This window comes from Pantoea sp. FN0305, from assembly GCF_050113845.1.
Classification (GTDB): domain Bacteria; phylum Pseudomonadota; class Gammaproteobacteria; order Enterobacterales; family Enterobacteriaceae; genus Mixta; species Mixta alhagi.
This window is the reverse complement of sequence record NZ_JBNJSN010000009.1, coordinates 55,682-69,613: the sequence shown is the minus strand read 5'-3', so window position 1 is coordinate 69,613 and position 13,932 is coordinate 55,682. Positions and strand designations below refer to the sequence as shown.

Annotated in this window: 19 protein-coding genes; 11 read left to right on the top strand and 8 right to left on the bottom strand. The window is 52.8% G+C overall.

Features of this window, described 5'->3' with window-relative positions:
- Positions 1-33: 33 nt before the first annotated feature.
- From murA to mlaF, 7 genes are all read right to left on the bottom strand, one after another.
- Positions 34-1,293 (bottom strand): UDP-N-acetylglucosamine 1-carboxyvinyltransferase, encoded by a 1,260-nt coding sequence (gene murA, locus ACQE3Y_RS17255; protein WP_250651607.1) that lies wholly within the window; start codon positions 1,291-1,293, stop codon positions 34-36.
- A gap of 68 nt (positions 1,294-1,361) precedes the next feature.
- Positions 1,362-1,616: a BolA family iron metabolism protein IbaG gene (gene ibaG / locus ACQE3Y_RS17250; protein WP_085068306.1), complete on the bottom strand. Its 255-nt coding sequence runs from the start codon at positions 1,614-1,616 to the stop codon at positions 1,362-1,364.
- Between the two features lie 117 nt (positions 1,617-1,733).
- Positions 1,734-2,039, bottom strand: coding sequence for a lipid asymmetry maintenance protein MlaB (gene mlaB / locus ACQE3Y_RS17245; protein WP_250651606.1), 306 nt, complete (start codon positions 2,037-2,039; stop codon positions 1,734-1,736).
- Complete coding sequence (gene mlaC / locus ACQE3Y_RS17240; RefSeq protein ID WP_250651605.1) at positions 2,032-2,670, bottom strand: phospholipid-binding protein MlaC; 639 nt, start codon at positions 2,668-2,670, stop codon at positions 2,032-2,034. Before mlaC ends, mlaB begins: the two co-directional genes overlap by 8 nt.
- A 12-nt stretch (positions 2,671-2,682) precedes the next feature.
- A complete protein-coding gene (gene mlaD, locus ACQE3Y_RS17235; RefSeq protein WP_426974853.1) occupies positions 2,683-3,222 on the bottom strand; it encodes an outer membrane lipid asymmetry maintenance protein MlaD in 540 nt (179 codons plus the stop codon).
- A gap of 4 nt (positions 3,223-3,226) precedes the next feature.
- Positions 3,227-4,009, bottom strand: a complete 783-nt coding sequence (mlaE, locus tag ACQE3Y_RS17230; protein ID WP_250651603.1) for a lipid asymmetry maintenance ABC transporter permease subunit MlaE — start codon at positions 4,007-4,009, stop codon at positions 3,227-3,229.
- Positions 4,010-4,013: 4 nt separating this feature from the next.
- Positions 4,014-4,829, bottom strand: a complete 816-nt coding sequence (gene mlaF / locus ACQE3Y_RS17225; protein ID WP_085068317.1) for a phospholipid ABC transporter ATP-binding protein MlaF — start codon at positions 4,827-4,829, stop codon at positions 4,014-4,016.
- Between the two features lie 225 nt (positions 4,830-5,054).
- Between mlaF and ACQE3Y_RS17220 the strand changes: the two genes are divergently transcribed.
- From ACQE3Y_RS17220 to npr, 11 genes are all read left to right on the top strand, one after another.
- Positions 5,055-6,035 (top strand): calcium/sodium antiporter, encoded by a 981-nt coding sequence (locus tag ACQE3Y_RS17220; protein WP_426974854.1) that lies wholly within the window; start codon positions 5,055-5,057, stop codon positions 6,033-6,035.
- A 14-nt stretch (positions 6,036-6,049) separates the two neighbouring features.
- Complete coding sequence (gene kdsD, locus ACQE3Y_RS17215; protein WP_426974855.1) at positions 6,050-7,036, top strand: arabinose-5-phosphate isomerase KdsD; 987 nt, start codon at positions 6,050-6,052, stop codon at positions 7,034-7,036.
- A 17-nt stretch (positions 7,037-7,053) separates the two neighbouring features.
- The gene (gene kdsC, locus ACQE3Y_RS17210) at positions 7,054-7,620 is read left to right on the top strand and encodes a 3-deoxy-manno-octulosonate-8-phosphatase KdsC (RefSeq protein ID WP_085068325.1); all 567 of its coding nucleotides are present in this window, start codon (positions 7,054-7,056) and stop codon (positions 7,618-7,620) included.
- Positions 7,617-8,192 (top strand): LPS export ABC transporter periplasmic protein LptC, encoded by a 576-nt coding sequence (gene lptC, locus ACQE3Y_RS17205; RefSeq protein WP_250651599.1) that lies wholly within the window; start codon positions 7,617-7,619, stop codon positions 8,190-8,192. The genes kdsC and lptC overlap by 4 nt, the downstream gene beginning before the upstream one ends.
- Positions 8,173-8,718 (top strand): lipopolysaccharide ABC transporter substrate-binding protein LptA, encoded by a 546-nt coding sequence (gene lptA, locus ACQE3Y_RS17200; RefSeq protein WP_418304148.1) that lies wholly within the window; start codon positions 8,173-8,175, stop codon positions 8,716-8,718. The genes lptC and lptA overlap by 20 nt, the downstream gene beginning before the upstream one ends.
- A gap of 5 nt (positions 8,719-8,723) precedes the next feature.
- The gene (gene lptB, locus ACQE3Y_RS17195; protein ID WP_085068332.1) at positions 8,724-9,449 is read left to right on the top strand and encodes an LPS export ABC transporter ATP-binding protein; all 726 of its coding nucleotides are present in this window, start codon (positions 8,724-8,726) and stop codon (positions 9,447-9,449) included.
- 48 nt (positions 9,450-9,497) lie between these two features.
- Positions 9,498-10,931, top strand: a complete 1,434-nt coding sequence (gene rpoN / locus ACQE3Y_RS17190) for an RNA polymerase factor sigma-54 (protein WP_426974856.1) — start codon at positions 9,498-9,500, stop codon at positions 10,929-10,931.
- Positions 10,932-10,954: 23 nt separating this feature from the next.
- Entirely contained in the window at positions 10,955-11,242 is a 288-nt protein-coding gene (gene hpf / locus ACQE3Y_RS17185; protein ID WP_085068335.1) for a ribosome hibernation promoting factor, read from the top strand.
- Positions 11,243-11,433: 191 nt separating this feature from the next.
- A complete protein-coding gene (gene ptsN / locus ACQE3Y_RS17180; RefSeq protein ID WP_208615348.1) occupies positions 11,434-11,916 on the top strand; it encodes a PTS IIA-like nitrogen regulatory protein PtsN in 483 nt (160 codons plus the stop codon).
- Positions 11,917-11,986: 70 nt separating this feature from the next.
- Positions 11,987-12,841 (top strand): RNase adapter RapZ, encoded by an 855-nt coding sequence (gene rapZ, locus ACQE3Y_RS17175; protein ID WP_250651597.1) that lies wholly within the window; start codon positions 11,987-11,989, stop codon positions 12,839-12,841.
- The gene (gene npr, locus ACQE3Y_RS17170) at positions 12,838-13,110 is read left to right on the top strand and encodes a PTS phosphocarrier protein NPr (protein ID WP_085068341.1); all 273 of its coding nucleotides are present in this window, start codon (positions 12,838-12,840) and stop codon (positions 13,108-13,110) included. Before rapZ ends, npr begins: the two co-directional genes overlap by 4 nt.
- Positions 13,111-13,118: 8 nt before the next feature.
- Here npr and mtgA read toward each other — a convergent pair whose 3' ends face one another.
- On the bottom strand, positions 13,119-13,805 hold the full coding sequence (gene mtgA / locus ACQE3Y_RS17165; protein WP_426982149.1) for a monofunctional biosynthetic peptidoglycan transglycosylase: 687 nt from the start codon (positions 13,803-13,805) through the stop codon (positions 13,119-13,121).
- Positions 13,806-13,932: the final 127 nt, after the last annotated feature.

Sequence of the window (13,932 nt, the reverse complement as noted above, 5' to 3'; positions counted from 1 at the left end):
AAACGTCTTCAGAACGCGCTACAGCAGCGAGATCTATTCGCCTTTAACCCGTTCGATTTTCGCGCCCATGGCGATCAGCTTATCTTCGATATGCTCATAGCCACGATCGATATGATAAATACGATCGACCACTGTGGTTCCTTCAGCAATACAGCCGGCCAGTACCAGGCTGGCGGAAGCGCGTAAATCCGTCGCCATCACCTGCGCACCAGACAGCTTCTCTACGCCGTAGCAAATCGCCGTATTGCTTTCGATCTCTGCATGCGCGCCCATACGAATCAGCTCAGGAATATGCATAAACCGGTTTTCGAAAATGGTTTCGGTAATGACGCCGGTTCCTTCTGCAACCAGGTTTAGCAAGGTAAACTGCGCCTGCATATCGGTAGGAAAACCCGGGTGCGGTGCGGTACGCACGTTAACGGCTTTCGGACGTTTACCGTGCATATCAAGGCTGATCCAGTCTTCACCCGTTTCGATTTCCGCACCGGCTTCACGCAGCTTCGCCAGTACCGCATCCAGCGTATCAGGCTGCGTTTTATGACACACAACCTTGCCGCCAGAGATCGCTGCGGCAACCAGAAAAGTTCCCGTTTCAATACGGTCAGGCAACACGCGGTAAACGCCGCCGCCCAGGCGCTCAACGCCCTCAATCGTAATACGATCGCCGCCTGCACCGCTGATTTTTGCGCCCAGAGTATTCAGGAAGTTCGCGGTATCCACGATTTCCGGTTCACGCGCGGCGTTTTCAATGATGGTCGTGCCGGTCGCCAGGGTCGCTGCAGACATAATGGTTACCGTCGCGCCAACGCTAACTTTATCCATTACAATGTGCGCGCCCTTCAAACGCCCATTGACCGAGGCTTTAACATAGCCCTCTTCCAGCTTGATTTCCGCGCCCAGTTGCTCCAGCCCGGTAATATGCAAATCAACCGGTCGCGCGCCGATGGCGCAGCCGCCGGGTAAAGAGACCTGCCCCTGGCCAAAACGCGCTACCAGCGGTCCCAGCGCCCAAATCGAGGCGCGCATGGTTTTCACCAGCTCATAAGGAGCGCAGTAAATATCTACTTTACTGGCATCAAGATGCACGGATCCATTGCGCTCCGCTTTTACACCCAGCTGGCTGAGCAGCTTCATGGTGGTATCAATGTCCTTTAGTTTCGGGACATTCTGAATCTCCACCGGCTCTTCAGCCAGCAGAGCGGCGAACAGGATCGGCAGGGCGGCATTTTTGGCGCCGGAGATGGTGACTTCACCGCTTAGCCGGGTCGGACCCTGTACACGAAATTTATCCATTGCAACTGCTCTCTGTTATCAGAACTTAAAAGGCCATCGAGTCGCGGACCATAAGCCGCCTCAACAGCTTAAAAACCGTTTAGCTTACGATCCCGTTCCCACTCTTCAGGGGTGTAGGTTTTGATGGATACCGCATGAATACGGTTATCAGCGATATATTCCATCAGCGGTGCATAGACCGCCTGCTGTTTTTTCACGCGGCTCAGCTCAGCGAACAATTCGCCAACGGCGATAACCTGAAAATGACTGCCGTCACCGCTGACATGTACTTCTTTTAACGGCAGTGCGTTCATTAGTACTGTCTGAATTTCACTATTTTCCATGATTTTTTTACATTCGGTTGATGATAAACAGGCTGTCATATTAGTTGAAAGCGCATTTATCTTAAACAAACAAAAAGCCCCTGACTGTGCAGGGGCTTATACAAAAATCCAGCGCGATTAGGCGCAATTTTCAGCAGAAACAATAATCTGCTGTAAATTGTACAGCATGATCAGGGAGTGTAATTTATCCGTGATACCGCTGAAAACGGGGCTGGCACCCTGCTGTTGCGCTATCTGACGCAGATGCACCAGTAACGCCAGACCGGCCGAGTCTACGCGCTGCAGCCCGGAAACATCGATAACCTCAATTTTTTGCATTGCGGTTTCGCGCTGCTGCCACAGGCCGAGCAGTGTTTCCCGGTCAAGCTCCCCGCGAAGGTAAAGCGTTTTTGCCTCAACCTGCCAGCTCAGAAGATCAGCCATTATTTTTCTGATCCAGAGTAATAGGCTGCGCCGCATAGTTTTTCAGCTGCTGCGTCAGGCCGTCGATGCCTTTGGTACGCAGAATATCGCTCCACTCATTTTGTTTGGTGGTGATCATACTGATCCCTTCGGCGATCATGTCATAGGCCTGCCATTCGCCGGTACGGCTGTTCTTACGCCACTGAAAATCAAGGCGAACCGGGGGCCGTCCGTTGGGATCGATAATGCTGACGCGGATGGCAATGATATTCGCGTTGCCCAGCGGCTGCTCCGGCGCGATTTGATACGTTTGTCCATGATAAAGCGCCAGCGCCTGGCCATAAGCCTGCGCAAGATAATCGCCAAACGCGTTGAAATAGGTTTCGCGCTGCGCCGGCGTCGCTTCACGGTAGTAGCGGCCCAGAACCAGCGCGCCAGCGTATTTAATTTGTACATAAGGCAGCAGTTCCTGACGAACAATCTCGCGCAGATAATTGGGATCCTGCTTGATTTTCGGTTGCTCGTTTTTCAGGCGGGTGAATGTCTTCGCCGCTGCCTCATTCATCAGCTTATAAGGATTGGTTTGATCTGCCGCGTTTGCCGCCAGCGGCGCGATAACCAGCATAGCGACCATCAGTAAACGTTTAAACATACGTGTAGCCTCTTAAGGTTGTTCCGGGTTAGCAGAAGTCGGTGCTGCAGGCGCGTTTGGTTCCTGCGCAGGGCTTTGATTACCATCGCCGCTCTTATACAAAAACTGACCAATCAGATCTTCCAGCACCAGCGCCGATTTCGTATCCTGGAGCGTATCGCCATCCTTCAGAATAGCCGTGCCCATGTCAGGATCGTCAAAACCAACATTTAACGCCAGATACTGTTCGCCCAGCAGCCCCTGAGTACGAATCGCCAGTGAACTGGTATCGGGAAGATGGTTATATCTGTCTTCAATGTCCATGGTTACGCGTGGCGACAGAGATTTCTCATCCAGGGTAATATCCGTAACGCGACCAATCACCACGCCGCCAATTTTAACCGGAGAGCTAACCTTCAACCCGCCGATATTGTCAAAAGTCGCGTAGAGCCTCCATGTAGGCTCGGTGCCCAGCGATTTCACATCTGCAACGCGCAGACAGAGAAACAGGATGGCGATAAGCGCCAGCAGCATGAACGCCCCTACTCCAATTTCACTTTTTTTTGTTTGCATAGTCCTAGTTCCCAAACATCAGTGCCGTCAGCACAAAATCTAACCCCAGTACCGCCAGTGAGGAATGTACTACCGTACGCGTGGTGGCCCGGCTGATCCCTTCAGAGGTCGGAATCGCATCGTAGCCGTTAAATAACGCAATCCAGGTTACCGTAATGGCAAACACCGCGCTTTTAATCAGGCAGTTAATAATATCGGTGCGGAAATCTACCGCGTTCTGCATCGCCGACCAGAAGAATCCAGGGTCGATACCTTTCCAGCTGACGCCTACCAACGCCCCGCCCCAAATGCCCACGGCGGTAAAAATCAGCGTTAATAGCGGCATACTGATAAAACCCGCCCAGAAGCGCGGTGAGATTACCCGACGCAGCGGATCTACCGCCATCATTTCCATGCTGGAAAGCTGCTCCGTCGCTTTCATCAGGCCAATTTCCGCCGTTAACGCCGAACCGGCGCGTCCGGCAAACAGCAACGCCGTAACCACCGGCCCCAGCTCGCGCAGCAGCGATAATGACACCAGCATGCCAAGGCTGGTTTCAGCGCCATAGGTCGTTAGCACCAAAAACCCCTGCAGCCCCAGCACCATGCCGATAAACAGGCCAGAAACCAAAATGATCAGCAAGGACATCACGCCTACGCTATATAACTGTTTGATCAGCAGCGGGGTGTGTTTGCGAAACTGCGGTTTACCGGCCAGCGCATGAAACAGCATCAGACCGGCACGGCCAAACGAAGCACAGGTTTGGATCCCCTGGCGACCCAGTAGCGCCAGCGCATTTAAAAACATCAGTTTATTGACTCCCTGAACCGGTAAGATCGGCAAAATAGTCGCCAGCCGGATAACGGAAAGGCACCGGCCCATCAGCAATCCCATCGATGAACTGGCGTACACGTGCGTCAGGATTGTCCTGAAGCGCCTGCGTTGTTCCCTGAGCAATGATTTTTTGCCCTGCCACAATATAGGCGTAATCGGCGATGCTCAAGACCTCAGGCACATCATGTGAAACGACGATACAGGTCATGCCCAGCGAATGATTCAGCTCATCAATCAGCTTAACCAGTACGCCCATGGTAATAGGATCCTGACCAACAAAAGGCTCGTCGAACATGATCAGATCCGGTTCCAGCGCAATCGCACGCGCCAGCGCGGCGCGGCGCGCCATCCCGCCCGAAAGCTCTGAGGGCATTAATTTCGCCGCTCCGCGCAGACCGACCGCTTCCAGCTTCATCATCACGGTGCTGTGCAGCAGCGGCGCGGGCAAGCGTGTATGCTCCCGTAACGGCCAGGCGACATTCTCGTAAACATTAAGATCGGTAAACAGCGCTCCGGACTGAAACAGCATGCTCATACGCTTGCGTGTCTCATACAGACGCGAGCGCGACAGTTGAGGAATATTTTCGCCATCGAACCAGATATCACCGGCATCTGGCTGCAGTTGGCCGCCAATAAGACGCAGCAGGGTCGTTTTACCGATACCGGAAGGCCCCATGATGGCGGTGACTTTCCCTTTTGGCACCGTTAACGAGATATTGTCGAAAATGGTGCGATTACCACGGGTAAAGCTAACGCCGTGGACTTCGACCAGATTCGTGGATGGCTGGTGCATTGATACCTCTGTTATCCATTTTAGGCGATTCAAAAGATTTATGTTAATCGCATCTAAGTAACCATTGCCGCGAGTTTTACAGAAATCGGATGCTTCTTCGTAGCGAAAACCGGCATACGTTTTACTTTTTGCTCGCAGACGGTCAAAATCATCGCCATTCTTTATATCGCCTGCAAAATGACGAGTCTGGCAAACCGACGAGTATAACCGATCCAAGGATTTTTCATGCTTTTAGCCGCTGCACTGTTAGTTATCGGTTTAGTTTTACTGGTCTATGGAGCCGATCGTTTAGTGTTTAGTGCCGCCATTCTCTGTCGTTCGCTGGGCATTCCTCCACTGATTATCGGTATGACCATTGTGGGCATCGGCACCTCGCTGCCTGAATTGATCGTCTCCTTTACTGCCGCCACGCATGGGCAGATGGATATGGCCGTCGGCACTGCAATGGGTTCCAATATTACCAATATCTTGCTGATTCTTGGCGGCGCGGCGCTACTGCATCCCCTTACGGTCCATTCGAACCTGGTACGGCGTGAACTGCCGTTAATGCTGCTGGTAACCTTGTTGAGCGGCATCATCCTGTGTGACTACCAGTTGAGTCGCGTTGATGGCGTCGCACTGATCGCCTTTGCCCTGCTCTATCTGCTGTTTATTATTCGTATCGCCCGCCAGGCCGAACGGGATAATAGCGATACGTTAACGCGGGAACAGCTGGCTGAACTGCCGCGTGACGATTCAGGCAACACGGTCGCCTTCCTGTGGCTGGCGGTTGCGCTGATTATTCTACCAATGTCGACCCGCATGGTAATCGATAACGCAACGGTGATTGCAGACTACTTCGGCGTAAGCGAGCTGGTGATTGGGCTAACAATTATCTCCGTCGGGACCAGCCTGCCGGAGCTGGCGACCGTGATCGCAGGCGCATTAAAAGGAGAAGATGACATAGCCATTGGCAACCTTATCGGCTCCAACATTTATAATCTGGCTATTGTACTTGGACTTCCGGCTCTGCTTCAGCCCGGAGAGTTTGACAGCGCCGCCTTTGAACGCGATTACTGGGTTATGCTCGGCGTCAGCGCCCTGTTTATGCTTATTTGCCTACAGCGCAGCCGTCGTATTGGTCGTCGCGCCGGGGCGATTTTACTGGCCGGTTTTATAGCCTGGGTAACCGTACTTTACCTGCAGCCATTTAGTCTCAACGGATAAAGGACTGAACATCAATGACGCACATCATGCCCGAGCCGGGATTCGATTTCCAACAGGCCGGTAAAGAAGTACTTGATATTGAACGCCAGGGGCTGGAACAGCTCGATCAATACATCAACGATGATTTTACCCGCGCCTGCGAAATGATGTTCTATTGCCAGGGAAAAGTCGTGGTAATGGGGATGGGTAAATCGGGGCATATTGGCAAAAAAATGGCAGCCACCTTCGCCAGTACCGGTACACCCGCCTTTTTCGTGCATCCCGCCGAAGCCAGCCATGGCGATTTAGGGATGGTCACCAGCAGCGACATCGTGATCGCCATTTCCAATTCCGGCGAATCAAACGAAATCCAGGCGCTGATCCCGGTGTTAAAACGGCTTAAAGTGCCGCTAATTTGCATCACCAGCCGCCCGGAAAGCAGCATGGCGCGTGCCGCAGATCTTCATCTGTGTGTTAAAGTGCCGCACGAAGCGTGTCCGTTGGGCCTGGCACCGACCTCCAGCACTACGGCGACGCTGGTGATGGGCGATGCGCTGGCGGTTGCCCTGCTAAAGGCGCGCGGCTTTACCGCCCAGGACTTCGCTCTTTCTCACCCTGGCGGCGCGCTGGGCCGCAAACTGTTGCTGCGCGTCAGTGATATTATGCACACCGGCGATGAAATTCCCCACGTTACCCGCGAAGCCTCGCTACGCGATGCGCTGCTGGAAATTACACGCAAAAACCTGGGTATGACGGCAATCGTAGACGATTTAATGCAGATTCAGGGCATTTTCACCGACGGTGATTTACGCCGCGTTTTTGATATGGGCATCGATTTTCAAAATGCGTCTATCGCCAGCGTAATGACGCCGGGCGGCATTCGCGTACGTCCCAATATGTTAGCGGTTGACGCTCTGAACCTGATGCAAAGTAAGCATATCACTGCCGTCATGGTTGCCGACGGCGACCAGCTTATTGGTATTGTTCATATGCATGACATGCTGCGCGCAGGCGTAGTATAAACCGGATGGAAACCAGAATGACGCAAGAAAAAAACGTCGTGGAAACCTGCTACGGCGAGGTAAGCCAGGACGTCATACAACGCGCCAGCGAGATTCGCCTGTTGATCTGCGATGTTGACGGCGTAATGTCCGATGGCCTGATTTATATGGGCAATAGCGGCGAAGAGCTAAAAGCGTTTAACGTTCGTGATGGTTATGGCATTCGCTGCCTGCTGACTTCCGATATCGAGGTGGCGATTATCACCGGCCGACGGGCCAAACTGCTGGAAGATCGTTGCCAGACGCTGGGCATTACACATCTTTACCAGGGGCAGTCTGATAAGCTTTTGGCCTTCAGGGAACTTCTGGATAAACTGTCGTTAGCCCCCAATCAAGTCGCCTACGTCGGCGACGATTTGATTGACTGGCCGGTGATGGCCAAAGTGGGTTTAAGCATCGCCGTAGCTGATGCTCACCCGCTGCTGCTGGGGCGCGCCAACTATGTGACCCGTATTGCCGGTGGGCGCGGCGCGGTACGCGAAGTTTGCGATCTGATTTTGATCGCCCAGGATAAGTTTGATGATGCCAAAGGGCAATCGGTATGAGTAAAACCAGGCGTTGGATAACGCTCTTGTTGGCGTTGATTGCTATTATCTTGATCGGCTGGAATCTTGCCGGTAACGAAGATGAACAGGGTCAGGTGGAAACAAACGATCGGGAACCGACCTATACCAGCGCGAATTCCAGTACCGTGGTATATAACCCAACCGGCAGCCTGAGCTACAAGCTGGTGTCGGATAAGGTGACCTACTTTTCCGCTGATGAGATCAGCTGGTTTGACAGGCCGCTGATGACCACTTATGACGAAAACAAGATCCCTGCCTGGTCAGTACGGGCCGACAAAGCCAAACTGACGAAAGATCGCATGCTTTATCTTTACGGTCACGTTGAGGTCAATAGCCTGGCTAAAGATGCCCAGATTGAGCGCATCAAAACCGATAATGCGCAGGTGAATCTGGTTACGCAGGATGTGATGTCTGATGATCAGGTCACTCTTTATGGCCGCAGCTTTAATTCCACTGGTATGAAGATGCGCGGTAATTTACGGACGAAAACGGCCGAGCTGATTGAAAAGGTCAAAACAAATTATGAAATCAATGCACAACAACAGCCTTAAACTACTGCTTATCAGTACTCTGCTGGCCGCCAGCGTTCCGGCTTTTGCCTTAACCGGCGACTCTGAAAAGCCGGTTAACATCAATTCGGCCAATCAGGCGCTGGACATGCAGGGCAATGTCGCGACCTTTACCGGCAACGTTATCGTTACTCAGGGTTCGATAAAAATTACCGCAGATAAAGTGGTGGTTACGCGTCCCGGCGGCGACAGCAAAAAAACCGTGGTCGACGCCTATGGCAACCCGGCCACTTTTTATCAGCTGCAGGACGATGGCAAGCCGGTAAAAGGCCATGCGGCGAAGATGCGCTATGAGCTGGCGAAGGATTTCGTTGAGCTTACCGGCAATGCTTATATTGAGCAGCTGGACAGCAACGTGAAAGGCGATCGCATTACCTATCTGGTTAAAGAGCAGAAGATGCAGGCCTGGAGTGAAGGCGATAACAAACGCGTCACCACGGTACTGGTTCCTTCGCAGTTGCAGGATAAACCCGCCTCCTCATCCACTAGCCAACAGAAGAGCCGCTGATCCCTATGGCAACACTAATCGCTGAAAATCTGGCAAAAGCCTATAAAGGCCGCCGCGTGGTGGAAGATGTCAGCCTGCAGGTTAAATCAGGCGAGATCGTTGGCCTGCTCGGTCCAAACGGGGCCGGCAAAACCACAACGTTTTATATGGTCGTTGGTATTGTGCCGCGTGATGCGGGCCGCATCGTTATTGATGATGAAGATATCAGCATTCTGCCGCTGCACGCTCGCGCCCGACGCGGGATTGGCTATCTGCCGCAGGAAGCCTCTATTTTTCGTCGTCTGAGCGTTTATGACAACCTGATGGCGGTGCTGCAGATACGGGAAGATCTCACCACCGAGCAGCGTGAAGATCGCGCCAAAGAGCTGATGGAAGAGTTCCATATTGCGCATCTGCGCGATAGCCTCGGCCAGGCGCTGTCAGGCGGCGAACGCCGTCGTGTTGAAATTGCCCGAGCGCTGGCGGCAAATCCCAAATTTATTCTACTGGATGAGCCTTTTGCCGGCGTCGATCCCATTTCCGTGATCGATATTAAAAAAATCATCGAGCATCTGCGCGACAGCGGGCTTGGCGTCCTGATCACCGACCACAACGTCCGTGAAACGCTGGCCGTCTGCGAACGCGCTTATATCGTTAGCCAGGGCCATTTAATCGCGCACGGAACGCCCGAAGCGATCCTGGCCGATGAGCAAGTAAAACGTGTCTATTTGGGTGAAGAGTTCAGACTCTGATATGGTGTCAGTTATGACGGTGTTTTATCAGGAATCTTTATTCTGAATATGAAGCAAGGTTTGCAACTCAGACTCAGTCAACAGCTTGCGATGACTCCGCAGCTACAGCAGGCAATCCGTTTGCTGCAGCTTTCTACGCTGGAACTTCAACAGGAGATACAGCTGGCGTTGGAGAGTAATCCGTTGCTTGAGCAGACCGATATCCATGAGGAAGTAGATTCTCTCGAATATGCTGAAAGCGAAGCGCTTGATACGCGTGAGGCGCTTGAGCAAAAGGATATGCCGGAAGAGTTGCCGCTTGATGCCACCTGGGATGAGATCTATACGGCCGGTACGCCCTCAGGCACCGGCAATGACTATCGCGATGATGAACTACCGGTTTATCAGGGCGAAACCACCCAAACCTTGCAGGATTACCTGATGTGGCAGGTAGAGCTAACGCCGTTTAGCGATACCGACCGCGCGATTGCCACCTCGATCGTCGATGCCATTGACGATACCGGCTACCTTACCGTTACGCTGGATGATATCCGCGACAGCCTTGGCGACGAGGATGTAGCGCTGGATGAGGTCGAAGCGGTTCTGAAGCGAGTCCAGCGTTTCGATCCGGTTGGAGTAGGCGCACGTAACCTGCGTGACTGTCTGCTGGTACAGCTTTCGCAGTTTGCGCGCGATACGCCCTTTCTGGCCGAAGCGCAGCTGATTGTGGATCAATACCTCGATCTGCTGGCCAACCATGATTTCCGCAGCCTGATGCGCGTGACCCGTCTGAAAGAGGATGTGCTGAAAACGGCGCTGGCGCTGATTCAGTCACTGGATCCACGACCAGGCCAGTCAGTTAACACCCGTGAACCGGAATATGTCATCCCTGATGTGCTGGTGCGTAAAACAGGCAATCGCTGGACGGTTGAGTTAAACAGCGACAGCGTGCCGCGCCTGCAGATCAACCAGCAATACGCCGCGCTGGGCAATTCGGCGCGTAGCGACAGCGATAGCCAGTTTATTCGCACCAACCTACAGGATGCGAAATGGCTGATTAAAAGCCTGGAAAGCCGCAATGATACGCTGCTCAAAGTCACGCGTTGCATTGTGGAACAACAGCAGGCTTTTTTTGAGCAGGGTGAAGAGTTTATGCGTCCAATGGTGCTGGCGGATATCGCCCAGGCCGTTGATATGCATGAATCGACCATTTCCCGCGTTACCACCCAAAAATATCTGCACAGCCCACGCGGCATTTTTGAACTGAAATACTTTTTCTCCAGCCATGTTAATACCGAAGGCGGGGGCGAAGCCTCATCAACCGCCATTCGCGCGCTGGTGAAAAAGCTAATCTCGGCGGAAAATCCCGCCAAACCGCTGAGCGACAGCAAGCTCACTACCCTGTTGTCTGAGCAAGGCATTATGGTGGCGCGCCGTACCGTCGCGAAGTATCGCGAGTCTTTATCCATCCCGCCATCAAACCAGCGTAAGCAATTGGTTTGATCATCACTGAGAAGGAAGACGCTATGCAACTCAATATTACCGGGCAACACGTTGAAATCACGACCGCTTTACGTGAGTTTGTGAACACCAAATTTGCCAAACTGGCACAATATTCTGACCGGATAACCCAGGTTCATATTGTGCTAAAGGTAGAAAGAGTGCAGCAGATAGCGGAAGCGACGCTGCACGTCAGCGGCGGCGAACTGCACGCAACGTCTGAAGCCAGTGATATGTATGCGGCGATCGATGGTTTAATCGATAAGCTGGCGCGCCAGCTAACCAAACATAAAGATAAGTTAAAACAACACTAATCACCACGCGGCTTAAGGAAAAACAGGCCGTCAGGTTGCCGGATACGGTAACATGCACAGACCGGGGGCGAGCTTTTTCGCCCCGTTTTTCCATTCACGCCGGCTGGCGAAGTTTTTGCTGCTGTTCTCGTCGCAAGACGCGTAAAGTAGCGTGATGTGCCAGTAAATGTGAACACGCAAGTGAAACTATGATGAACAACGAACTCTCACTGGAACTCAGCTCTGTACTTAGCCTTGACTGTACCCGCAGCGGCGTGCATTGCCAGAGCAAAAAGCGGGCACTGGAAATCATCAGTGAACTGGCTGCCAAACAGCTTAACCTGCCTCATCAGACGGTTTTTGAAGCTATTCTGACGCGCGAACGCATGGGCAGTACCGGTATCGGGAACGGTATTGCGATCCCACACGGCAAGCTGGAGGAGGATACGCTACGCGCGGTCGGCGTTTTTATCCGCCTCGATCAGCCTATCGCTTTTGATGCCATTGATAACCAGCCGGTGGATTTGCTCTTTGCCTTGCTGGTGCCGGCGGATCAATGTAAAACACATCTACATACCCTTTCGCTGGTAGCAAAGCGACTGGCTGACAAAACCGTTTGCCGTCGTCTGCGAGCTGCGCAAAGTGATGAAGAGTTATATGAAATCATCGCCGCGATGCCAGAAGAAAATCACTAAATAGTCAGCTTGCACTTTTGCCCGTACCGGGACAGCCCGGTATTCACGGGTTGAATGGGGAGATAACTTAATGGTGCTGATGATCGTCAGCGGTCGTTCAGGCTCAGGGAAATCTGTCGCGTTACGCGCGCTGGAAGATATGGGTTTTTACTGTGTAGATAACCTGCCGGTAACGTTACTGCCCGAGCTGGCAAGCTCGCTGGCCGCACGCAATATTTCTGCGGCGGTCAGTATTGATGTCCGCAATATGCCGGAATCACCGGACGTGCTGGAAAAAGCCTTAACCGGCCTGCCCAACAGCTTTTCACCTCAGCTGCTGTTTCTGGACGCCGATCGTAACACCCTGATCCGCCGCTATAGTGACACCCGCCGACTGCATCCGCTTTCCAGTAAAAACTTATCGCTGGAAAGCGCCATTGATGAAGAGAACGATCTTTTAGAACCGTTGCGCTCACGTGCCGATCTGATTGTTGATACTTCCGAAATGTCCGTGCATGAACTGGCAGAAATGCTGCGTACCCGCCTGCTGGGCAAGCGTGAACGCGAACTGACGATGGTGTTTGAATCGTTCGGCTATAAGCATGGTATTCCTATCGATGCCGACTATGTGTTTGACGTGCGTTTTCTGCCGAACCCTCACTGGGATCCCAAGCTGCGTCCAATGACCGGCCTCGATCGCCCGGTGGCGGCTTTCCTCGATCGCCATACGGAAGTGCATAACTTTATTTATCAGACGCGCAGCTATCTGGAGCTGTGGCTGCCCATGCTGGAGACCAATAATCGCAGCTATTTAACTGTTGCCATTGGTTGTACCGGCGGTAAGCACCGTTCCGTTTATATTGCCGAACAGTTGGCCGATTACTTCCGTTCACGCGGTAAAAATGTTCAGTCCCGTCATCGTACGCTGGAAAAACGTAAATCATGACCGTCAGACAAACCGTTGAAATCAAGAATAAGCTGGGCATGCATGCGCGCCCGGCAATGAAGCTGTTTGAACTGGTGCAGAGTTTTGATGCTGAAGTGCTGTTGCGCAATGAGACAGGCACCGAAGCCGAGGCCAGCAGCGTCATTGCGCTGTTGATGCTCGACTCGGCAAAAGGCGGTCATATAGAAATTGAAGCCAGCGGCCCGCAAGAACAGCAGGCGCTGGCGGCGGTAATCGAGCTGTTTGAAGCCGGCTTCGACGAAGAGTAAGCGTACCTCTACAGATTATGCTGCCGGATAAAGCCCGTGCCGCCCAGCTGGCTCATCTGGCGCATAATCCACGCCTGACGCTGCCGTACATAGCCTGAAGGCGCATCGGCGCGAAAGCGCAGCGGATTGGGCAGGACCGCAGCCAAAAGCGCCGCTTCTGACATAGTCAGTCTGCTGGCAGGCTTATGAAAATAGCGCTGCGCAGCGGCTTCAACGCCAAAGATCCCGTCGCCAAACTCAGCAATATTCAGATAGACCGTCAGAATACGTCTCTTGCTCCATACGCTTTCCAGCCCCAGCGTTAAACCTGCTTCCAGACCTTTACGCAGCCAGCTGCGCCCATCCCACAGAAACAAATTTTTTGCCGTTTGCTGCGTCAATGTAGAGGCGCCACGCAGTCGGCCGTTCTGGTTATCAAGTACCGACTCAATGGCTTCAACATCAAACCCCCAGTGAGCCGGGAATTTTTGATCCTCAGCGGCAATTACCGCCAGCGGCATCCAGGGGGATATCTCATCTCTGGAAACCCAGTCAGAATGTGCCACCCATGTGAAATCCCCTGTTAGCCATGCAGAAACCTGCCGCTCTGCCATCACGGCTGAAAACGGTACCGGCAAAAAGGCAAAAAGCGCAATTCCGGCCAGCCAAAGTCCCCCAACAAGCATGACTGTTCGCGCCAGCCAGCGCCGAGCCATGCTTAAGAAACCCCCTTTATTTTTCCTCATTTTCTCTCTTCCGCTATTGGTTTTATAACTTATTAATCACGGTTGTTACTGACTTCTTTTGCGTGGCGATCAAGCGCAAAAAAGCTGATAAAAAATG